At 41.4% G+C, this 24162-nt stretch carries 16 protein-coding genes, 1 tRNA gene and 1 CRISPR repeat array; of the genes, 3 read left to right on the top strand and 14 right to left on the bottom strand.

All coding sequences use genetic code 11. The features are described from left to right. Position 1: 1 nt before the first annotated feature. The 5 genes from KPY62_RS11610 to cas1c all read right to left on the bottom strand — a co-directional run bounded on the left by KPY62_RS11610 (position 2) and on the right by cas1c (position 12005). Positions 2-3355, bottom strand: coding sequence for a site-specific integrase (locus KPY62_RS11610; protein WP_216582323.1), 3354 nt, complete (start codon positions 3353-3355; stop codon positions 2-4). Continuing rightward, positions 3342-5873, bottom strand: a complete 2532-nt coding sequence (locus tag KPY62_RS11615) for a hypothetical protein (RefSeq protein ID WP_216582331.1) — start codon at positions 5871-5873, stop codon at positions 3342-3344. Before KPY62_RS11615 ends, KPY62_RS11610 begins: the two co-directional genes overlap by 14 nt. Continuing rightward, entirely contained in the window at positions 5870-6385 is a 516-nt protein-coding gene (locus KPY62_RS11620; protein ID WP_216582333.1) for a hypothetical protein, read from the bottom strand. Before KPY62_RS11620 ends, KPY62_RS11615 begins: the two co-directional genes overlap by 4 nt. 339 nt (positions 6386-6724) lie before the next feature. Beyond that, positions 6725-10390: direct repeats of the CRISPR family, unit length 32 nt; unit sequence GTTTCAATCCACGCGCCCGTGATGGACGCGAA. A gap of 257 nt (positions 10391-10647) precedes the next feature. Further along, a complete protein-coding gene (gene cas2 / locus KPY62_RS11625; RefSeq protein WP_216582354.1) occupies positions 10648-10938 on the bottom strand; it encodes a CRISPR-associated endonuclease Cas2 in 291 nt (96 codons plus the stop codon). Positions 10939-10973: 35 nt separating this feature from the next. Beyond that, a complete protein-coding gene (gene cas1c, locus KPY62_RS11630) occupies positions 10974-12005 on the bottom strand; it encodes a type I-C CRISPR-associated endonuclease Cas1c (protein ID WP_216582355.1) in 1032 nt (343 codons plus the stop codon). Positions 12006-12117: 112 nt separating this feature from the next. Between cas1c and KPY62_RS11635 the strand changes: the two genes are divergently transcribed. Continuing rightward, complete coding sequence (locus KPY62_RS11635; protein WP_216582357.1) at positions 12118-12270, top strand: hypothetical protein; 153 nt, start codon at positions 12118-12120, stop codon at positions 12268-12270. Between the two features lie 32 nt (positions 12271-12302). Here KPY62_RS11635 and cas4 read toward each other — a convergent pair whose 3' ends face one another. From cas4 to KPY62_RS11675, 8 genes are all read right to left on the bottom strand, one after another. Then, positions 12303-12938: a CRISPR-associated protein Cas4 gene (gene cas4, locus KPY62_RS11640; RefSeq protein WP_216582359.1), complete on the bottom strand. Its 636-nt coding sequence runs from the start codon at positions 12936-12938 to the stop codon at positions 12303-12305. 83 nt (positions 12939-13021) lie between these two features. Next, positions 13022-13921: a type I-C CRISPR-associated protein Cas7/Csd2 gene (gene cas7c, locus KPY62_RS11645; protein ID WP_216582361.1), complete on the bottom strand. Its 900-nt coding sequence runs from the start codon at positions 13919-13921 to the stop codon at positions 13022-13024. A 48-nt stretch (positions 13922-13969) separates the two neighbouring features. Continuing rightward, a complete protein-coding gene (gene cas8c, locus KPY62_RS11650) occupies positions 13970-16132 on the bottom strand; it encodes a type I-C CRISPR-associated protein Cas8c/Csd1 (RefSeq protein WP_216582363.1) in 2163 nt (720 codons plus the stop codon). Further along, a complete protein-coding gene (gene cas5c, locus KPY62_RS11655; protein ID WP_216582365.1) occupies positions 16129-16878 on the bottom strand; it encodes a type I-C CRISPR-associated protein Cas5c in 750 nt (249 codons plus the stop codon). The genes cas8c and cas5c overlap by 4 nt, the downstream gene beginning before the upstream one ends. A gap of 63 nt (positions 16879-16941) precedes the next feature. Next, positions 16942-19581 (bottom strand): CRISPR-associated helicase Cas3', encoded by a 2640-nt coding sequence (gene cas3, locus KPY62_RS11660; RefSeq protein ID WP_216582370.1) that lies wholly within the window; start codon positions 19579-19581, stop codon positions 16942-16944. 504 nt (positions 19582-20085) lie between these two features. Further along, entirely contained in the window at positions 20086-20376 is a 291-nt protein-coding gene (locus KPY62_RS11665) for a hypothetical protein (RefSeq protein ID WP_216582375.1), read from the bottom strand. Continuing rightward, positions 20373-21575: a site-specific integrase gene (locus KPY62_RS11670; RefSeq protein WP_216582377.1), complete on the bottom strand. Its 1203-nt coding sequence runs from the start codon at positions 21573-21575 to the stop codon at positions 20373-20375. The genes KPY62_RS11665 and KPY62_RS11670 overlap by 4 nt, the downstream gene beginning before the upstream one ends. Before the next feature lie 11 nt (positions 21576-21586). Next, positions 21587-21802, bottom strand: coding sequence for a hypothetical protein (locus KPY62_RS11675; RefSeq protein ID WP_058025596.1), 216 nt, complete (start codon positions 21800-21802; stop codon positions 21587-21589). Between the two features lie 129 nt (positions 21803-21931). On the opposite strand from KPY62_RS11675, the gene KPY62_RS11680 reads away from it, so the two are divergent. After that, on the top strand, positions 21932-22156 hold the full coding sequence (locus KPY62_RS11680) for a helix-turn-helix domain-containing protein (RefSeq protein WP_216582390.1): 225 nt from the start codon (positions 21932-21934) through the stop codon (positions 22154-22156). 242 nt (positions 22157-22398) lie between these two features. On the opposite strand, the gene KPY62_RS11685 is transcribed toward KPY62_RS11680, so the two are convergent. Beyond that, positions 22399-22475 (bottom strand) — tRNA-Val (locus tag KPY62_RS11685). A 488-nt stretch (positions 22476-22963) separates the two neighbouring features. Here KPY62_RS11685 and bhcA point away from each other — a divergent pair. Then, positions 22964-24127: an L-aspartate--glyoxylate aminotransferase BhcA gene (bhcA, locus tag KPY62_RS11690; protein WP_216582392.1), complete on the top strand. Its 1164-nt coding sequence runs from the start codon at positions 22964-22966 to the stop codon at positions 24125-24127. Positions 24128-24162: the final 35 nt, after the last annotated feature.

Consider the following 24162-nt stretch of genomic DNA (forward strand, 5'->3'; position numbering starts at 1 on the left):
TCTAAGACTCCTTATCAATAATGGACAGGGTTTCGTCAGTGATGAGCATCATGTGTACAAAAAATCTTAGTAGCGGTGAGTATTGCCATTTTCTTGTTTCACTTCTATTATCTCGGCTAGCAATACCAATATTGATAGTGTTTATCGAATCATTAGACTGTTGCTTAGCGTTTCGAAAATCAGCAGATGACATGGTTTTCATCAATATAGATTTGTTACTAGTTATCAGCCAATGCTTTAAAGGTAGTAGTTCTTTAGCGATATTGATAAAGCGCTGTAATTCTTTGTCCTCTTCTCTTGAGAATGATATATAGGCTCTACTATTAGATATTTTCCGACTGCATATTTCAAAGAACCAAGCCCAGTCAGACTCTAATGTTTCTCGTAGCCGATAAGCATTACTTAATAAGGGTGACAGTAGTCTTAGGTCACTTTGATATTGGATATTAAGTGGGCTTAAGGGAGTAGTCTCTAAATCTGTAGTATTTACAAAGCGGGGCTTACCGCGTTTGGTGGTGATGACGACTACATCTCTTGCACGTTCTATTAAAATATCTGCATCGTACATAGAAATATTTGCAAGTTGTGCGGCTTTGTTTAATGGTATTTCGTCATCAGATGCTTGTAGGAGCAGTTGTATTCGGTTTATGCCATAGCGACTAAACAGCTCGTCAGTGGCTGGCGTCTCAGTGCTGAATAAAAGATACTTATCAGAGTTTTCGACTGCAAATCGCGGTGACTTGCGTTTGCCTTTTATAACACTTTTGAATAAAGGCTTACGGATACTGGGTATATTGATCATACCGTTATCAGTAATGTCGCCGTTATCATTAATCATTCTTTCAGTAAGCTCAGTAAATCTGGTGATACTAAGTAGCGTTTTTTTAGGTAGTTCTATATCAGAGAAGCTTAAAGCATAAGTAGCCATAAGAGTAGCAAAGTGGTTGTAATACTCAAAGCTACGCTGCGGCGATAAATGCCCCATTATACCGGACAAGGCGTACCAGCGATCTTGCCCATCTATATGCTCACCAAGTAAGCCATGTTTGATACGTAATACATCGCTGTTATCATAATTAGTTAATGACTGAACTAGATCTGGATGACCTAATAGTACTAATGATAAGTTGCTCACCGCAGTATGCCTAAAGCCATGGAAGGTATGTTTGGCAAATTTATCATCCAACGAGATGTCTTTTAAGACTTGTTTGAGTAACTGTAGGGGGACATGGTCATCGATAGGGAGCTGATCAGATGACAAGGTAAAGATAAACTTGTTTGAGTTGTTGACGATATTGCTTTGCACAAAGGTCATAAAAAAGTGCAATTCATCGGGTTTTAAAAGAGCAAAAATGGGAACGCGGCGGTTGCTGCTTTGGGTCTTAATTGGGCGGTAGCTATTAGGCCTGATTACAACTGAAGGCGTCGCTTCCTTCAAACCTTCGATGTCGTCATACTTTAGTCCAAGTAGCTCTTTTTTACGCATGCCAGTACGGTAGACTAATATAAATAACAGCGCGAACATCTCTCGTTCTAATATATCTATAGACCCCATTATTTGATCGATAATCGCTTTGTAAGCTTGCGGTGATATCAGCTCCGCACGCACACGCCGACCGTTTTCGGACTGTTGGAAGTTCACTGAGGGTAGGTTATATTTGCTCTTAGCAAAGTTGTGCATACTCTTGAATAAGTTGGCAGAGTATCCAATGTCAGTATTGTTTCGTACGACAGCCTTATATTCTAAAATATCTTCATAAAGCTCCTCAAACTCTTCTTCTGACCAAATATCAAGTGGCTGCGCCGTTGTGAAATATAACCATTCATATCCTACGGTTCTAATATATTTCAAAATAGACTCATTACTAAGCGATTTTGACTCCTTTCGATTGAGTAAACTTAGTACCCAATCTAATAAAATCTTTTCACTTAAGTCATCATATTGCTCGTAGCGTTTTTGTACTCTTTTGATAAGGGTGTAAGTCTTCTGAACGATTTTTTTCTTATTCTGTTTTTCATCCATTTTGAAGTCTTTAGTAAGATTCATAATTAAATCTGACTTTCTAACCTCTATCTTTTTGCTAGAACTACTAGGTGTCTCTTTTTGATTAATAGAGTTTTGGTTGATAGACAGCATTAAGATATGTTCTAGATCATACGGCTCATCTTTATACTGATGTTTTTGGTTTAAAAAACGGTTAAAGTCCTGCGTACTTAGTCCAACAGTGTTATGTACACCTCGCAGCACCCCAACTGAAGCATGGTCAATATCAGCGCCATCGAGCCACTCCCAGTGATAACTGGCGTAATATAAAAACCTTGAAAAAGGAGGTGGCTTAATACCTAAAGGCCTGATCACGTCAGACAATGCCACGGTCAAGTATTGTTTTATCTTATTTTCTGAAAGCTTGGCAATGATATGTTTAATCTCTGCTTGATTACTGTTTTTATGGTAACGCATCAGCCAGCATTGACTGACTACATCTAAGACGATTTGCTTGGTGTTATAAAGCGTATCACTACTTTCTATACGTTCGTTACCATAGCGTTTTTGCACAAAGCGTGGCGAGACCACTATTCTTTCATTAATAAACGGCTGATACTCCCTATTAAGTAAAGAATCAAGCCACCCTTGAAGCATCTGTACCTCATTAATGCCGCCATATACAATACCTGAGAATACCAGCCAACCTAAGATTTGCTCTTGGCTGTAATCACTTGTTTGATTCCAGTGGTGTTGTACTGCGCGAATAGTTTTGACCAGTAACTTGCCATTTTTTACCCAATCTGCATTTATAATCAGTGGATTGGTTTTAATAGGTTGTGGCGCTATTATTTTAGGGTAATGATGCTCAGCTAACATGTAATGATGATTTTGATAGTCAATAAACTTACTGATGGTTTGCCATGTTTGTTTTAGTATTTTGGTTGACTCATAAGCCCTTGAAATCTTATCCTGAACCATAGCTTGGAATTCATCGAATCCTTGGTTAGATAAAGGTCGTAGCTGCTCATAAAAGACACGGTTAAATCGACTCACCACTTGGCTCGGTGGTAACCATAACTCATCATAAAAACTAGTTAGTGCAGGTACAGCAAAAAAGATACGATCATCTGGCCAAAGTATTTGTTTGTAATGTTTATCAAAACACTTAATAAAATTAATATTACCAGGATAGGCCTTTTGCAAGGACTCCCACTCGGTCTGTAAGTCAGCCAGCAGGTTTAGTTCACGTACTCTAGCAGGGCTACTGTCTTTAACTACCGAAGAATAAGGCACATAGCAATTTTTTCTGCCATTAAACTTTGCTAGATCATCGATGATTTTTGGTAAGCATAATTTATCTATTAGCATGGTCTACCTCTGCGAGTCTTATGCCAACATGATTTGGAAGAGTGTAATTGTCGATTTTTATATCGGTTAGTCCTAGCTGTTCAGCGATCTGCTCAAACGCGGATGCCACACGCTTAATATTCGCTTTACTAGTTGATGAGAAGCGCCCCAATACTTCTTGACGGGCTTTTTCATGACCGATAACCGTGTTGATTAACAAGAGCTGAACGCCATGCCTTTCAAGCTGAGTGCGCACAAAGTGGCGTGTCCAATAGGGGTTGGCGTCAATGATTTCTTTAGTCATATGGTAAGCATCGCCGCGCTTGATATCCTTTAATATAAAGGTACTCTCTGACAAAAGCTTTAATAATGCTTCATCGTTACCTAAGCGGATATCATCAATGGTTGCGCTGATATCATGTTTTGTTTGATGCTTAATCTGATAATCAATTAAATAATTTCTATAGCCTATTAGATGACGTATAAGAGTAGGACATAGTGGTATCAAACGGTCACTTTTTACTTTTTTAACTGGCTTATCGTTGATTTCCAGCCAACCCATATCAAGATCAATATTGTACATTTTGCCAAGACCATTATTTGGTCGTACACCAGTTAAGAGGCAGAATATAAACCATACAAGAATACTGGTTCGATTGAAATGCTCATCATCATTTGTACTTTGGTCTGCCCAGACTTTAAATTTATCAATGATGTTTCGAACGGTTTCTAGCTTAAGCGCGAACCCTGATCCTACGGTATATTTATGCCAAGGGGTGATATAATTCAAATCAAAACCACTTAAGCTGCTAAATACGCTTAGCGCTGATTTATAGTGAGCAATGATCATTTCACTGGTGTGGCTGCTGTAGTACATGGCTGGAGCATGTGGCGCTGGCGTGCGACAAATGAGGTCGGCAATGTGCGCATGACAATTAGGCGTATAACGAGAGAGCACGACATGTAGTGCGGTTTCTATGCGATTGATTGACAAGTACGGTAGTCCAAAACTGCTACGTAAGGTAGCAAGATAAGTCGTAATATCCTTCTTTTCCGGTAATTCACAATCAAGCAAATTATCTATCAGCCACACCGGTAGTGGAACTTTAATGGTATCGGAATTATTTTCATAATCCTTTTTAGCCAGTGTTTGGCTTGTGGACCTTTTGGTAATACCTAAGCTGTGTCTAATATAATACCTTTTACTCTCAATGTTAAAAATACCAGGATGACCGATATAGCCGGATATTAGTAAGGATTTAACTGGCAGTCCGGTAATCATAGATAACAGCAAAATACCTGCGCAGGTTTTATGAGTTTCTGATTCTGGTAAGGTGCTTGAATCTTGGTTGAGCGCCGCAAATAGTGCTTGGTAACCAGCAACAGAGAGCAATCGCGTGTTAGAGTTGAGCGCGAGATTGCGCTGAGACATGTAGTTTTGCTGTAGCGATAAATCTATAGTTTGCAGCGGTATAGAGTTTTTGATCAACGGGTTTGGATATTCGCCATAGCTGACATAGGGTGGCTCATAGTGGTCAATATGCTCTTCAAAGTTGGTAGTTAACCCTTCATAGATTTCGGTATTAGGGTCTAAAAATGCGAGATCTACAGCGGTAGCACTGTGTTCTATATCATCACGTATCCTGCTCCATGTATCATTACTGGGCGTAGTATTCCAGTTATGGCTCGTTGCAGTAGAGTCTAAGGGAGATGTAGATGTATTATCTGCTAAGTTGATAGCTTTGATTTTAATGTTTTTAGGTGGCTTCTTACGTTTAGGTCTTGGCTTCTGTAATACGTGCGCATTTTGATATGCGGTCGTTATTTTCTCTATTTGGCTGAGTTTTGCTTTTGCATCAGATTTAGCCTTTTTTATTTTCTCTTTATGCTTGGCTTTTGCATCAGAATTATCTTTTGCTACTTTTTTTTCTTCAATATGAATAGATTGTTTATTATTTAACAAATCAAGTGCGCTTTTTTGTTGCTTCAATATACCATCGAATACTGATAATACACGCTCTATGTTTATCTCAGTTTGGGCGATACCAGGAAGTGTGTCCCATAGCCAGGTGCGCCTAGGAGATGCTGAGAACTGTGCCATCTTAAATTGCATGAGTACATTATTGGTATCGGTTTTTCTATCGGACACGATAAGCAGCGCTGCGGTGTGCTGCGCTATAGCCAGCCAAATCAGACGCGATGAGTGATCGAGCCACTGACGACTGACAATATCTTGCATTAAAATAAGTAGCTGAAAAATTAGTGGTTTTTGTGCCAAAGCCTTGCGAGTAATTTGCATGTACTGATCGGCAACTGGCCTCTCTTGCAGTGTCTGTATAATCGTTTTTGACAAATCTGCAATCGCGTTTTCTTCGCTTTGATAACTGTTATGCATCGCGCTAACAATAGTGGAAATGGCCTCTATGACGGTTTCTGGGTAATCAAAGCTTTCATCATTCTTTAATGCGCTAATAGTCTTTCTTAAATTCTCCGATGATATCTGTTGTTGGCTGGATGAGGCGTTATTATTTTGAGTCATATCGATACTCCAGAGCGGCGTGCATGATAAGTTTGTTCAGTAATGTCGATAAGCTCACAAAATTTGGTGACGGCAAAGATATTTTTGCCAAATAACTGTTGGGTCATCTGTTTATCTAAAATATTTTTTAGATGACTATAAATTAGTTTGATATCTAGCTTCTTGTTATGTTGAGCAATCAATTCAATAAGCTCATAAAAACAGAGATCAAATTTAAAATCATCTTTTGGGATATATCTCACAGACACTTGTTGTCTAAGTACATTAAAATCAACATCAGGACTTTTGATCAGGTGAAAAAGCTCAAAATTATTGACCATAAACTGTTTTTTATCCTCTTTGATAAATAAGGTAGGTCTAGTCCAGGCAGCGCTATGCTCAAGCTTAAAGGCTTCAGTAATAAACGGTCTGATACAACAGGTATAAATATTAAATAGATCAAAGATGCCTTGAAATACGAGCACCGATGTTGTCTGCAACTTGGCAATCGATAATGATTTAAGTGACTTCATAGACACTCCACTAAGGTTATGATCTAATGTGGTCGATACGCCCATTTATTGACCTCTACTCATATCTTACTATTACTGGCGAGCAATTAGATCCCACTTCGTTAACTAGGCGACAACATGTGACGCCTTATCTTACTTTTAAAGTTATGTAGAGAGGAATTACGATGACTTTATCTAAATCACTTTAGAAGTGAGCTAGAGTTAGCAAGCGAATGGGCAGGGTAAATAGAGAAGCCGTTTAGGAAAATGTATAAAGGTCTTAGATGAAATAAAAATAGTATATTAGGTGAATTTCAGAATGAAATGACTGCGATAGCGGTCAGGATAGCTAAAAAGTAAGTTTCAATCCACGCACCTGCGATAGGTGCGAATTTTGAGTATCATGCTTTATTGTCTCCATAAAGTTTTAATCCACGCGCCCGTTATGGACGCGAAACCGTTCTCTATATGCGGTGTCGCTATTGAGAGTTTCAATCCACGCGCCCGTGATGGACGCGAAAAGATGAGTGTCAATTACTAGCTTCTATCAACTGTTTCAATCCACGCGCCCGTGATGGACGCGAACTTGTATTTCAAGCATGGAGCGATGCCGGTATTGTTTCAATCCACGCGCCCGTGATGGACGCGAACACCGCATAGGTGGCTTAGAAGATGTCGTACAGTTTCAATCCACGCGCCCGTGATGGACGCGAACCGATATCTTATCTACGGTCACGCGCTCAAGCGTTTCAATCCACGCGCCCGTGATGGACGCGAAACCAACCTTGCCAAAGCGTTTCGCTCTCAGTTGTTTCAATCCACGCGCCCGTGATGGACGCGAAATCATCATCGTGATAACTACTAGTTTCTGAGCGTTTCAATCCACGCGCCCGTGATGGACGCGAAGGCACTGGCTCTAATAGCGTCTAGCTCAGTAGGGTTTCAATCCACGCGCCCGTGATGGACGCGAAACCGTTTTCTATATGCGGTGTCGCTATTGAGAGTTTCAATCCACGCGCCCGTGATGGACGCGAACAGTCTTAGCATTTTACGAGGATTTGCTCGAGAGTTTCAATCCACGCGCCCGTGATGGACGCGAAGGGTTTTCACACGATATGCTAGACCGTCTGATGTTTCAATCCACGCGCCCGTGATGGACGCGAACAAGGTCAAGTTTATATGATGCTGTGGGGCAAGTTTCAATCCACGCGCCCGTGATGGACGCGAAACTAGGAAACTAGGAAACTAACATGAGCTTAAAAGTTTCAATCCACGCGCCCGTGATGGACGCGAAATTTGCTAATACCAAACAACAAGGTTTACTCAGTTTCAATCCACGCGCCCGTGATGGACGCGAATTTTCTAATGGCTTGAAATGATTGCGCTCTAAGTTTCAATCCACGCGCCCGTGATGGACGCGAAAACTGGAACGGTATTTGTTATCGAGTCATTGGAGTTTCAATCCACGCGCCCGTGATGGACGCGAATTGCAGCTTGTTTAAATGAGCTGACTATCTGTAGCGTTTCAATCCACGCGCCCGTGATGGACGCGAATTTTATCAGAATCACATATAAATGGATTATTTTGTTTCAATCCACGCGCCCGTGATGGACGCGAAAACCTTCGCTGCTGATGTGAAGATGTCACCCGTACCGTTTCAATCCACGCGCCCGTGATGGACGCGAAATTCTTACTGTCACAGCTTAACCGTGCTGTAGAGTTTCAATCCACGCGCCCGTGATGGACGCGAATTTTAGGCTTACGTATCAAGACAACGGTAGTTTGTTTCAATCCACGCGCCCGTGATGGACGCGAATGATCCGTCATATAGCCATTGCACAGCGTTCTGTTTCAATCCACGCGCCCGTGATGGACGCGAACTTTGACAACATAGCAGAGGCCATTGTTGCTAAGTTTCAATCCACGCGCCCGTGATGGACGCGAACTGACAAGTTTACGTCTGAGTATGCGTTATCTGAGTTTCAATCCACGCGCCCGTGATGGACGCGAATTGCCCTTTAGGTAACCAAACTCTATCTTCTTGTTTCAATCCACGCGCCCGTGATGGACGCGAAAGATATGCGCCTACCTCGTCGACAATTGCTAAAGTGTTTCAATCCACGCGCCCGTGATGGACGCGAATTTATTAATACAGATATGTTATTATATCTATATCGTTTCAATCCACGCGCCCGTGATGGACGCGAAGTCAGGATTATGACCACCATATCACTGATAACATGGTTTCAATCCACGCGCCCGTGATGGACGCGAATCGGTTTGATTATGACTTTAATCACCTTGGATGTTTCAATCCACGCGCCCGTGATGGACGCGAAGAATCCTTACCTAGGATTCTGCCGACTTGGATTGTTTCAATCCACGCGCCCGTGATGGACGCGAATATTGGCAATGAATTTAACCACTGCTTCACTAGTTTCAATCCACGCGCCCGTGATGGACGCGAATGTTTGTCAAAAAGATAACTAAGCAAAAGTATGACGTTTCAATCCACGCGCCCGTGATGGACGCGAACATGGCAGTTGTTTGAAATCATCCAAGAATAGTTTCAATCCACGCGCCCGTGATGGACGCGAATAACATCGCTATCGTCTAGCGGCACATCAATAGTGTTTCAATCCACGCGCCCGTGATGGACGCGAACTTGAGCGGTTAGAGTTTATTATCTATTCATGGTTTCAATCCACGCGCCCGTGATGGACGCGAACCATTCGCTGCGTGGCGCTTTCTATGACTTTGCTGTTTCAATCCACGCGCCCGTGATGGACGCGAACCTCATGGCTTAGTTTGGTGTTATTGATGACAGGTTTCAATCCACGCGCCCGTGATGGACGCGAAGGTATTTGGTGCAATAAAACAAGTAGCTACATTGTTTCAATCCACGCGCCCGTGATGGACGCGAACAGAAAATCGCTATCATCAATGATATTGACCAAGTTTCAATCCACGCGCCCGTGATGGACGCGAATGATGCTGCTAACGAGTCGGCTGACGCTAACAAGTTTCAATCCACGCGCCCGTGATGGACGCGAAATGAGGGCCTTATTTTATCCACAGGTGCAATTAGTTTCAATCCACGCGCCCGTGATGGACGCGAATACAGGGTTTAGGCCCTTAATATTAGTTACCTTGTTTCAATCCACGCGCCCGTGATGGACGCGAAGACACTGGGGCAATATCCATCTGTGACTTTAGCGTTTCAATCCACGCGCCCGTGATGGACGCGAAATTACGGCTGCTGCCCTCGTATCATCATTAAGAGTTTCAATCCACGCGCCCGTGATGGACGCGAATGGGGTCACATCACTGGTCGTATTGATGAAATGTTTCAATCCACGCGCCCGTGATGGACGCGAAAAAGTAGGCGCTGCCCTTGGTGAAGGTAGCACGTTTCAATCCACGCGCCCGTGATGGACGCGAATATTTTAGTACAGATATGTTATTATATCTATATCGTTTCAATCCACGCGCCCGTGATGGACGCGAAGCCTTATGGGCAGTCGTTTTGTTTATGTATCGGTTTCAATCCACGCGCCCGTGATGGACGCGAAGCGACGTACTCAAGCGCCCATTTGTTTATCATGTTTCAATCCACGCGCCCGTGATGGACGCGAAGTTACGGCCCGTACGCTAATTAAGTGGGGTAACGTTTCAATCCACGCGCCCGTGATGGACGCGAAGCGCCCATGTTGCCCGTGTAACCGCCTTGCTTGTTTCAATCCACGCGCCCGTGATGGACGCGAACACGCTGTTTTTACCTGCTACAGTTGCATTGGAGTTTCAATCCACGCGCCCGTGATGGACGCGAAATGTTTTTTTGGTGCGCGATGTGGTTGAGTTGGTTTCAATCCACGCGCCCGTGATGGACGCGAAGAAGTCATTGTTATAACAGACAAATACAACGACAGTTTCAATCCACGCGCCCGTGATGGACGCGAAGGCCTAAACCCTGTACAATTAGGCCAGTTAGTAGTTTCAATCCACGCGCCCGTGATGGACGCGAAAGCCCCTAGTCTAAGTCGCTAATAAGATTAAGAAAAAACCTTGAAATTTGCGAACGTCTAAACCATGAGCAAATTTGGCAAGCATTTCGCTTACCAAAGTTTTAACGTACGAAAATAAATGTGGTAAAATCAAGTTGTTAAATAGCATTGAGACCCCTTTGCGAGTCTCCTAGAGATTTTATGTACGCTATAGGTTCGCATCGACCTTATTACAGTCAGATAGTAGGTTTAAAGATAATTATTTATGATGATAACGACTAAAACAGCAATACATCGTTTAAGTCTAGCACAGGTTTTGTCCCTATATGTTCTACTTTATTTTGCCAGTTTTTACCGAGATAATAATAGCGCAAACTATCAACGCTATGATCGATAATATCTTCAAGCTTGGCTCTAAGCATCGTCCACTCAGCAGGATTGACCTCAATTTCAAATACTGAATATTGTACTCGTTGCCCATAGTTCAAACAATGCTTGGCAATATGGCGTAGACGTTTGGCACTTGATGTACCCTCTGAACTGATATCATAAGTGACCAATACCATCATAATAGAAATCCTTTTTTATTGCTTATTTAAGAGACTTACTTCCATAGGAACGGAATATAAGCATCAATATCACCTCGAATATGACGCGCCATAATCGTTGCCTGTAAATGGGGGAGCAAACCAAACGGTACTGTCTCTTCAAACCATTCATGATAGATAGTCTGCTGTTTACGGTTATGCCATGCCTTAAAAAAGGTTTGCCTAGCATCATCTTTAAGCCAGACCGCGCCACTTGCCTCTGTCTTAAAATCAGACTTACCAAGCTGCTTTTTATTAATCAAAGACAATACAAATCTGTCAGCCATAGGACGAAACTCCTCGACCAAATCAAGTGCTAAAGAAGGACGTCCGGGACGCAGTTGATGAAATACTCCGCATGCAGGGTCAAGTCCTACGGTCTCAAGCGCACTACGGCAATCATGAGTCATCAAGGTATAAGTAAAAGAGAGTAGGGCATTGACCGCATCAGTGGGCGGATTGCGAGTGCGTTTAGGAAAGCTAAAGTCAGGGTTGCGAATAAAATGTGGAAACACACTAAAGTAAGTGCTCGCCATCTCACCTTCCCGACCTAATAGGTCAGGCAAATTTTGAGTTGCTAGAATTTTATTTAGACCATGCTCTAAACGCTTTTGAGCTGATTCTAATTTATCAATAGTTGCCTCATCTAACTGATTTTTATAATCTCGCAAGTAGCGACGAATAACTTGGCGCTGATTATGCACTTTACCTAAGATGACGCTGTGACAGATGGGCTGCACTCGCTCAGGGTCATCGCTGATACGATACTGCTCACGACGTAGCAGCACATTACCACTGACCGCGCCTTCAATACGGGCTTGAAACTTGCCATAGCGATTTAGATGTGTAATTGTCATAGCGTTATCAGTACAGTGCGCCATAAGGGCTGGTGAAATTGATACTTGCCCAAAACAAACAATAGCATCAAGCTTATGAATCGGTACACGTCCTTTAACTTCATGGTCAATATTCATGACCACATTTTCGCCTTGCTTATTAAGCCATGCGCCTTGAGTCTGCACAAATAGCGTATTTTTTAGTGGACGCATAGAGTTTCCTAAGGATTATTTTAAGTACATCATTCCATTTATATTTTGAATATTATTTTATATTATGCTACGTTAAATCAGCTATTTCTTAACTGTTATCAAGGAATAAGATATGAGTACATCTAACAACGAAGCTGATATGCAAAACCCTAATAAAGTGACTGATGGTACTAAAAAAGCTTATGATCAAGCGCAATGCAATAAAGGCAAGCAATTAAATCCGCAAGAGCCCAAGAACGATGCGCAGCCTCAAAAAGAGGATTGATATCTTTATGCCAATAATAATGCATCAATAAATTAGTAATCCGTTTCCTTTAAACTGGTCGCTATTTTTTTGCTTAACCAAGCCTTGGCATTTTTATTAAAAATCTTTGGGTGACAGATATCTTTAAGCGAGCAATTGCGGCATTTACTGGTGCTATAAGTGGGCTTTGGTGTCTGTCCACTCTCTATAATGTGACGGCAATCATTAATAGCATCTAAAGTAATCTGTCGTAGCTCATCATCGAAATCTACTGCGTGACGGCGGCGCGTTTTGCCGTAAAATAGCGCACCCTTTGTAACTGTGCAATCATGCATATCTCCCAAACATAGAGCCTGGGCGCATAGTTGCACCTCATCAGCACGATGCGACTTAGGCTTACCACGTTTATATTCAATAGGGAAAGGCGTTTGCTTACCGTCTTCATCAGTGTGATACTCAACGACATCAGCAACGCCTTCTAGTCCTAGTGCTTTGTGACCTAGTCGCAAAGTACGAACCGTTTTGATATTACCGCGCGTATCATGCCCGCCAGAGTTAACTTTTTCATGCATGACCTGCCCTTCGGCAGTAAAGATATTCTCCTCCCACGCGCATTCAAGCTCAATCAGTGCAAACTGACGTGGGCAAAATAAGTAATGCTGAAGACGAGATAGGTAGAGAGTTTGCATGGTTAGTTTTACTCTGAATTAATAATAAGTTTTGAGCAAACCTTACTCCGTAAAATTCGTTCAAGTATTAAAAGTTAAGTAATTTAAAACCCTTCAATAATTTCAGGCTCTAATCCTCCTAACGCTGATTTTAAGGCATCTTCATCAAACTCACCGTTATTTTTGTCCAGCAATTCTTTTAAACTGCGATGAACCTTAGCTGAAGAATATTGACCTGATTTACTACTATGTTCCCACCAAATCACCTTTTTAACTTGCATACTACCTTCAGGGCGAGCAGATGACGCATCGCCTTCAAACAGATTGGGTAAAAGCTCTTTTATTTTTTCAGCATCGATATCACTAAAACCTGTTCGTTCTGCCAATTGCGGAGTGATCGCCCCATAAGTGACATAAACACCCTCATCAACACGGTGCTTCATACCCATGGTATCGCTACCCTTTTTCGTTCCATCACCTTCACCACTGACACTTTTAGTAATTTGGGTGCTAGTAATGTCAACAGGTTGCAAGCTAAATGCAGACTGTATGGTAACAGGACCACGTATAGGGATAGACACACCATCCGCGCCCTTAGTATCGGCTTTAAAAGCAAATACTTGACCAAACGCACGCACATCAAACCATTTATCACAGGCTTTCTGTGCGGTTTCGTCACGTTTGGCTTCTATGTTTTCTTTTTTATTGGCTTCAAACGCACCTTTACCTAAGCCAACTACTTCATCATAAGCACGATTTTTTAGACTTGTCATACCGTCAGTCTTTTTCTCATCAGATTGGATGAATATCGCCTCACCTGACTCTTGTAAACGGTCACGAATTTTGCGTTTTAAGCAAACATCAGTGATTTCGCCGTTACCTGCAAAATCAGTACGCGGACGGTTGCCGTTTAATGGGTCACCGTTTGGGTTGGCATTATTCACGCCAATAATTAAGGCAAAATCTATCTTATTACTCAGTGTGTTTTGGGTAGAAGCAGTCATGGTATATCCTTTTATTAAGTTTAAAATTCAGATGTTCAAAAGTTTGAATTAAGCCGTTTTACTCGTCTCTTCTAAATGCTTCTTATCTTCACGAGCCTTCTTCGCTTGCTGTTTATCCAGTTTTATTTGCATTTTTTGACTGTGATAGCCCAGTAAAAACTCACCTGATAAGGCGGAGTCATTATTGAAACATTCAACCTCAAAGTGACTCATAATTTGGTCTAGTAAGTCCTGCATATTAGCTAGATACCCAGCACGACTTGACTTTAAGCGATTCTCATAAGGCTTAAGCGCCAGCTCTATATTGCGCCATGTGGTAAATGGTCGATTGGCAAACTGCTGCATATAACGCTGCGCTGTTGTGTTGCGTTTTTCACCTGCAATATATAATGCCAAGCTCTCAATATCTTCAGCAACAGCCAATAGACGACCGTATAGATAATCACGGCTGTTATGTTCGGTTTGTAGTGCCACGGTATAGCTCCTTTTTTTATTGTCTGATTGGCGCAAATAATATCCACGGTATAAAGCACAGGCGACACTTAACGCTTGCTCCCAATCCCTATGTTCTAATGTCAACGGATTACAGGCACGTTTAATACATAAGTCTACTAGTTGCCAAGGAAAATGTCTTGCTTCTCCTTCTACTATACAAGGTAATACTTGCGAGACGACTTGCTTTTTGAGTGCATCTGATACACGAGAGCCATAAGCGACTTCTGCTATGAGCTTAGGTATTGGTGATTTTATAATCAGCTTATACTCATTGGTTTCGCTATCTTTATAAGTGGCATACCAAGAAAACTGCTGATACCAGCATGCCAAAGCATCAATATAATCGTTTGACATAGTTTCATGATAATAGGTAACAGCCATGCGCCCAGGGGTGGCGGCATCTAAAGTGATGATTGAGATTTGGTCATGCACATCAAGCTGTTGACGATAGCCTCGCATGGTATTGTTAAGGTGCGTGGCAAAAGTCTGACCTAGATTATTACTATGGTTGAGCTTGTTGGGTTTATTTTCATTTACTTTCGTTGCATCTATTTCGCTATATTCTGAATCATCGTCTGTTTTATCTAAGCCGTCATCAAAGTCGTCATCATCGGACATTGTAAAAGGATTGATTTCCTCTTCCTTTAAGTCCACTGACTCAACAATTTCTTCAACATCAAAAGGTTCATCTTCATTAATTTCTTGGGTGGGCTGCAGGGTTTCTTTACCCGAGATTGCCCAAGCGACGACGGCTTGACCGGCATCTTCGCGTCCTTGACGAGACAATAACCATGACAAAGCAGCATGAGCTTTTTCAGTGACAACGGCACTGATATTAGCCCCTTGTAACCCATGCGCTTTAATGGATTTTTCATCATCAGTAAAGCGTCCTAGGAAGGTAAAACTTGATAAGTCATTGGCAGAGATAAGCTTAGCATTGGTGGCGCTACGAAGTATGCGATTGGGATGTTTGCTTGCCAGTGGACTGTCTTTGCCAGTGATATAACAAAAACCATCAAGACTATCAAGAGTGGCATAAAATTGCTGCCATGACTCAAACAAACTCTCATCTCGCCATGTTTCAGACACACCGTGTTCAGCTTGTTTACCCAGTTCTGTAGCAGCGACTCGCCAAGCAATAAACGCTGCTCCTTGGTCGAACACTCCTTTGTTCTTATTTAACGAGGATAAAAGGCTATCAGGATAATCGCTGGCTTGTTCAGGGTAGGCAAGTTTGCTGATATCATCGGGGTCAGCAATCAAGACATTAGCGTCTAACAAATCTTTGACTAGCGTGCCTTTTTGCACATAGTTGAGGACAGCTTGCGCTTTTGGATGGGCATATTCTGAATGACACCAAGTAGATAGCTCTTGTTCGTATAAAGGATATAAATCCTTTTTATTTCCATCACTATATTCATGAAAGTCTTTACCAATATATTGCAACTTATCAGATAGTGGGTGCGCTACAGCCCCCGAAGTACGGTTAGCAGAATCATTGGTCGCTGGAATAACTAAGTAGCTTGATTTAACCTTACCGTTGCCATCTCGGCATACTTCAGCGTTGACGAAGTCGCCTTTATCGTTGATAGTAACGATAATTTGCACGTTTTGATTGACATGATAATAAGGCATTAAGCTGCTTTCTTGCGCCTGAATTTCTTCATTCTGGCTTGCCAGCTCATAAGTTTGATATAGTCGTTGCAACCAGCTCATAGCGACTCCTCCGTACTGGTGACAGGCTCAATATTTTCATCAAGCGTAAAGGTTTTGGCGCTCATAGCGCGGACAAACCGATTCGGCATACCGTTATTACTATCAGCTTGCAAGTCATCCGTAGGCTTAGGGAACTCTATAACACCAAAACGTATTACAGCATGCCAAAAACGACTGTGCAATTCATCTACGCCAGTTTCATCAGGATAAGCGAAGCTATGAAACATCAGCCCGTAGCCTAGCTCATCAGTATCATCATAAGCGCCTTTGCCACTACCAAATACGCAGGGTTCAACATAGCCCTGGCATTCTCTAGCACCTAAAAATATATCTTGGCGACCGCCTTTATCAACCATACGTTTAGCAATACTATAATGCTTGCCGTCTATGTGATCCGCTTCAAGCTCTGGACGGTGCATATTCCATTCAAAATGCGCTTGCACTTGATAAGCCACATCATGCAAATAAGTATAATAGGCCAAGTCATTACCGTCTTTATGATATCTAATCGGCTTCATACCTTTGGTTTGGGTACGAATCGGATTTATCACTCGTACTTTATCGATGTACCAGATAATACTAGGCTTCCAGTAAATGCTTTTACAGACGCCTTTTAACGCTTCATAAGTGGGTAAGTGGTAGCTGGTCTTCTCGCCACCAATGCGCGTAATAGGGTCAGTGAATAAAGCATTTCGTCCTGTGAGTAGAAATTCGATTGAGTTTTTTGGTTTTGTATTTTGCAACATTGGATATCCTTTTATAATCTAAAACAGTTTTGACTAATTTGTCTCTAAAACATCCAGCTCGTTTTAAAATCCTTGTATAAAATCAAGCTTGCCATCTCCTCCTATATTCAACCCCATATGCTCATCGTAGAACTTCTCTGATAAAGTAAAAATACCTGTATCTCTAACCTGTTCTATAGCATGCTCTTGCTGCAGCATATCAAACATATAAGGAAAAACGTTGACGCTATACCGCTGCGCTTCTCGCGCCAGCTTATAGAATTCTTTGTCACTAACTTGTGTTCCGTATAGATCAGTAACCAATTCACGACCTTCATCTTCATAAGGCACAACAATAGCTTTGGTTGGCGCATCAATAGCCTTAAATGCACGTCCTGCATCCATAAATGATTGCCATAACTTAGGGAACTGCCCATTTTTAAGTCTGTGAGCGTTATCATTATTGACCGCAGGATTGAGACTATTATTGCTTGTCCAACCAAAGATAGTGTCGCCACCAGAATATTTGTTACCCGTGTCTTTAACAGGATACGCCATTTGCTGCTTGGCAAAGTCCGTGGTATAAAACACTTTAAAAAAGTCAGTCATGATGTCGGGATCGAGAAGATGTTTATCTTGATTTTCAGGTCGAGATAGAAGCGGTAAAATGTTGTTTTCCATCTGCTCTTTGCCTAATTTAATCGTAGGCAGCTTACTAAGGCTTTCCTTATCAGGCTTGACGATAAAAACTTGCCCTTTGGTAGGCTTGCCATTCTTATTCCTCATTTCGCCATGACGATTACACCGTCCTGATGCTTGCGCGATACTATCTAACCCTGCCAAAAACCGAATTACTGAGGCAAAAGATACGTCAACACCCGCTTCGATGAGCTGAGTTGAGATGACCAAAGTTGGCAAACCTTGGTTTAAGCGTTCTCTAATCTGATCAAGTAAGTCTTTGCGATGACGCGCACACTGTCCCGTACTTAAATGATATAGCTCATCTTTAGGTATGGACTCTGATAATGTCTGATAAAGCTGGCTTGCCCAAATCTTGGTATTTACAATCACTAAAGTGCTGGCATACTGATTAAAATTTTCGCTAATATAACCTGTCATACTGTCTAAATTTTTAGCTTGTCCAGTATGATCATGAATATCTACCCGATTTAAGGTATTGAACAGTTCTGCTAATTGATCACGATTACCGATGATCTCTATCGATGGGTTGAGACTACCATTATGGGCAATAGGTAATTTGTTTAATACAGGCTGAGTGGCAGTACATAACACCGCTGTAGAATTAGCATGGCTAGTCAAAAAGTTAATAGCGTTACAAAACAAATAGTAGCAATTGATAGGCAGGGTTTGAATCTCATCAAATATCAATACTGCACGGCTTAATTGGTGCAAACGTCTGACGCCTTTAGTACCGCCACCAAAGCAACTTTCTAAAAATTGCACCATCGTGGTAAAGACAATCGGTGCATTCCAGTTATCCATAATAAGTTTGCTTTGCCATGTCTGTAAATCAGGCTCTAAATTAGAATGTTGTTCTAATACCCACTTCCCGTCATAACAGCCATCAGATAGCTTTTCTTCTAGAATATCTCGCACTTCTTGAGCGTTTTGCTCAATAATACTAGTGAAGGGAATAATATATATGATGCGATCAAGATTATGACGTTTGGCGTGCTGCACAGCAAAGCGCAGGCTGGCAAGCGTTTTCCCGCCACCTGTAGGCACTGTTAAGGTATAAATGCCTTGCTCTTTTTGCCCAGTGTCATAGCAGGTACTAGCAATAAGGTTGCGCTGATGATTGATGGGGTTAGGAGGACTATGAATGGCTTTACTAGCAAAACCCTTGTAAAGCGTTTCGACTTTATCTATAGCTTTTTGCCAGTCGGGGCGGTAGTATTCTAGGAGGTGAGCTTGGCTTGGATATTCAAAAGCAATGCTGTTACTACGGTCGGCATCAATAAGGCAGCTAAATAGCATTCGTGCGTAAAAGCCGACATAAAAGTCTTTTTGTTTAGTAGTTGATGACTTGTCATATAGCAAATCAGCAATCGCGTTATTGAACTCTTTAAGCGTTGCGCTTTTAATGCTCTTATCTAAATGAAAAAATAAATCATTGCTTATGGCATTAACTAAAGATTCTTGATAATGGGACTTATCCTCTTCTTTTTGTTTACGATTTTGAAGGTAGCGGCTTCCTTCTTTATCGACGACATTTACCATGCCACTATGATGGGAAGCCACGCAAATAAATAAAATGTCGGCGAGTAGCTGTCCTTGTCCGACTGCTATTTTCTGCTGATTGAGATTATCTTTTATAGTTTTTGTTAATCTCCAAAATAGCTCATGAAGATATATTGCCCCAGCGGTAGAGTGATCAACTGAGCCTCGTTTAGGCTTACCTTTGAGCAGTATCTCAGCTTCTTCGTCCTCATCTAAGTCCAAATCTTTGTAATTATCAAAGGCTATGCTATCTCTGATATATGTTTGAAACGCTTCACTATACTTACCTAGATCATGTACCAGACCGATTAGCTCACCAGATAATGGCAAGCCAATTTTAGTTGATAATAGTTTAGATATTTTAGCCGTACCTACCAGATGATTATAGAGCAATTGCTCGCTACCATCGCTAGCACGAACATGCGCAATAAACGTCTGTTGAATAGAAGCTGATGATTCATTTTCAATAGGTAGACTTTTCATTAGTACGTTTCAATCCAAACAAGAGTTCTTTAAATTATTAAACAACCATATCTTAATAAATTGAAAGACACAATACAAAAAGGGAGTTAAACAACATCGAACGTCGTTAGCCATTTTAAAACAATAAAAACCAGACAACCTAAATTATCTGGTAATTAGTAAAATACTTTATCTTGTTAAGTGCTTTAGTTGTCACGCCATAAGGCATGCTCGCACACCTCACAACACCAACGCTCTTTTGAGCGCATAAAAGGAATGTCTGCAGGTGTTTCTAGAGGACAAACGTAACCACAATACTCGCATCGCACATCATCTAAATAAGCAAAACATTCACCTATAGTTTGAAACAAGATATGAGAACTGATGTCGTACTTCTTACAAACTGATGTTACGTGTGTAATATAATCACCTTGATTATTACATGCCCAGTAATCGCTACAGATATTTAAATCTCGTGTATTCTGCGTCATGCTAGGTTGAAGTTTCACACTCATAATATTCTCCTCAGTACGCATAGCCAGGCTGCGATAATAGCTCATAAAGCTCACCCTGAAGCTGCTGACACATATCATCAACCACATACCCAATATTCACGTCCAAGCGCTTCTGTACCCACACACGCATCGCCATATGATTGTCAAAGCACGTTTTTACTTCCAAAAAGCGCGCGAGATTAGAACCAGGCTGAATACATAGATCATAAATCAATATGTTGCCGATAGTATTGGCATCCTTACTGACATAGCCGCTAGGTTTGAATGCCGCATGCAATTTATCATAATCAATGGATTTCATTGTAATGTCTCCTTGTCAGTAGATACTTGTACAGTCTGACTGCGCGTAACCAAGGCCTCAAATGCACTGCCATCTTGGCGGGTCACATTTGGCACATAGCGGCTATAAGTATTGAATAGCATCTTAGTCGTAGAGTGTCCCATTTGGCTGGCAATCCACTCAGGGCTCTCACCTGCTGCTAGCCAAAGCGTGGCTGCTGTATGCCGTGTCTGATAAGCATTGCGTGTCTTGAGTCCTAAAAGCCGTAGCGTGGGATGCCATACTTGTTTATTGATATTGTTATAATCGAGGGGCGAACCAGTATGAGCACAAAACACACACTCTGAGCGCTTATAAGTGATGGCTTGCTGATCTTTTAAAGCATCAAAAACCCAAGGTGACATTTGAATCGCTCGATAAGATTCTTGCGTCTTAGGGGGAACCATTTTGCCTTTAACCAGAGCCTGCTTAATCACAATCTCACGACGATTAAAGTCAATATTTTCCCACGTTAGTCCATCAATCTCACTCGTACGCATACCTGTAAAGAAGCGCACCAGATAATAATTACGATAATCAGCTCTCACACCATTGATGAATTTCCAGACTTCCTCCAGTGTAAATGGTTGGATATCAGTCTTTGGCTCTTTGAGCGACTTAATGTCATCATAAGGGTTATCAAACTTATAGCGTTTAGCGGCTTCTTTTAGTATCATACCTAAAGGTACCATTATCGAATTGATGCGTGCCGCTGACAGATGTTTGTTAGCTTTTCCGTAAGTCACTTTGGCGAGGGATGAACGGAAGGCTAATACATCTGTCTTTTTTACGAGATGAACGGGTCTAGTCCCAAACTCAGGTAGTAAATACATATCAATAATCTCCTGTATTTTACGTTTGTAAGTATCGCGCCACTCAATTTCTTTCTCAGAAAACCATAGTGTGGCAAACTGCTTAAAAGAAGGGACATTACTATTAATACATTCCTTACGATCGTTTAATGCCATCATTTCTTCTGCTTTATCACTTTTAGGGAAGAATTCAGCATAGTTAAAAATGCCCAATCTGATTTTTGCTTCCATATTTAAAATGATGTTTTCAAGCTTCTTGCGGTTTGCTGGGGTGTCTATCAGGTTTGTCGTCTCCCGACAGCGTTTGCCCATGTAGTGAAAGTCAACAAACAGCATGTCGCTACCTTTACGTGTTCTTATGCTAGCCATCGTAATTCCCCTTATTGTAATGCCATGGCGTTGATGCTACCGGCAACGCCAGTACGCATATCTTTTTCAATTTCCTCCCAAACATATAAAATCTTACGTCCTCCGAAGGGACGTATATAATGAATACCTTCAATGAGTACAGTATCCTTAAGCTCGTTACGGATAGTACGAGGGTTGTATTTGATAAGCTCAGAAAGCTCTTGGGTAGTTAGGTAGGTGTGTGACATAATAAGTTCCTTATGAGTCAATTCAATAATTATATTATTTAATCGAACTATTAAGTTGTTCGATAGAAGTACTTTACTAGCAAAGGTTGTTGTATGCAAGTACTTTTTTAGTCGATAAAGGGTTTTATTATGATTTTATGTAATTTGCCAGTGCTACTGGCTGAGCGCAGAATGAAGGTTGCAGATTTGATAAGAATGACAGGTATCAGTAAATCGACTATGCACAAGATTTATAATGAACAAACTTCAAGGATAGACTTTGAAACCATGGATAAAATTTGTGAGGCATTAAATGTTGGAGTAGGTGATCTATTCACTTACGTACCCAATGAGTCAGTAGAGGAAAAGCAGTAAATTAATTATTTCGTAGTTTTAGGAAAACTAGAGTAGAGGTCAAAAATGCTATTTTGAAAGACAGGCAAAACTGATAGAAGGCACAATTTAGGCACAATTTAGGCACACAGATTTTTTGATGCAGTTTGGCTAAGGCTATAGGTAAGCAAGTTTTGATCAAGATCAGCTTTATATTTCCGCTACAGCCCATATTTTACGGACAAAAAAAGCCCCAATCGTTAGACTGGGGCTTTCTAAATATTTGGTAGGCATAAGCAGACTCGAACTGCTGACCTCTACCATGTCAAGGTAGCGCTCTAACCAACTGAGCTATACGCCTATTTAGGTTGAGCATTTTAGCAAATTCCAGAAGGTTTGCAAGCATTATTTTAGATTATTAAATTATCAGTTTAAATTGTTAGCTAATAGCGGTAAAATATCAATACAAGCATAAGGCCTGATCAAAATATGCTTGTAATAAGATTATTTTCCCTGTATGTTAAACAACACCTCTAGTATATGCTATAATTTTTTAAATGGTTGCCGAGTATCTAAACTTCTTCAACCAAAACCTCTTAGTTTATCATCCCCAAAAACGATTACCGCAAGACACACCATAAAAAGAAAGCAGTAAGCAGTAGAGTGATAAATCACCTGCAACTCTTTTCTCTTGACATGGTTAATTTTTAAATCTGTACAACACGAAAATCTGCTAAACACAAAAAATACAACTGTATGAGTCGGGAAGACTCTTGCCTTAAATCTGTTCGATAACCTACTCATACAATTTTTGTGTCACCTTCATACACACTTACAAGGATGTAAATCATGTCGCTACAAAATCCTATTTTTATCCCTGGCCCTACTAATATACCAGAAAGATTACGTCACGCGATGAATGTGCCCACTCAAGATCACCGTGCTCCTGACTTTTCAGATACCTTCTTACCGGTGCTTGCTGATGCCAAAAAAGTATTTGGCACCGAAGAGGGTGAAATCCTTTTATTTACCTCAAGTGGCACAGGCGGCTGGGAAGCGGCTATCAGCAATACTCTATCTCCTGGCGATAAAGTATTAATCGCTCGCTACGGTATGTTCTCTCATCGCTGGATCGATATGTGTCAGCGTCATGGGCTAGATGTACAAGTTATCGAATGCCCTTGGGGCACTGGCGCTCCTGCTGATCAGTTTCAGGCTATTTTAGCAGCAGATACCAATCACGAAATTAAAGCATTAATGGTTACGCACAACGAAACAGCAACTGGCGTATTAAGTAATATTGGTGCGGTACGTGGTGCTATGAATAATGCTGATCACCCTGCCTTGTTATTCGTTGATGGCGTCAGCTCAATCGCTTCTGTTCCTTTTAAAATGGATGAATGGGGTGTCGATATTGCGGTAGCTGGTTCACAAAAGGGTTTTATGCTGTCAACAGGTATGGCGATACTAGCTATTAGCCAAAAAGCTCTATCGGCAATGGAACAAGCAAAATTACCTCGTACTTATTTTGACTTTCGTGACATGCTAAAAGCTAATGCCAATGGTGGCTTCCCTTATACGCCACCACTAAATCTGATTTATGGCATGAGAGCCAGTCTTGATATGCTATTTGAAGAAGGTCTTGAGAATGTCTATGCGCGTCATCATCGTTTAGCTGAAGGCGTACGCCAAGCCGTTAGTGCATGGGGCTTTAAGTTATGTGCTGTATCTCCTGATTTATATTCTGAAACCGTAAGTGCGATATATGTTCCTGAAGGTTTTAATAGTAATGAGCTGACTGATCATGCCTTCAATAAATATGGCATATCTTTTGGTGTCGGCTTAGGCGAGATGGCCGGTCGTGCCTTTAGAATAGGGCATTTGGGTTCACTCACTGAAGTAATGGTTCTAGCAGGGCTGGCAGCTATTGAGATGGCAATGGTTGATTTAGATTATCCAATCACTTTAGGTCAAGGCGTCGCTGCTGCACAAGAGTATTACCGCAACACCTAAATAAAAAGCAGCTAGATAAGCAACCAAATAAACAA

Origin of the sequence: Psychrobacter sp. TAE2020 (assembly GCF_018919485.1) — a bacterium.
GTDB lineage: Bacteria > Pseudomonadota > Gammaproteobacteria > Pseudomonadales > Moraxellaceae > Psychrobacter.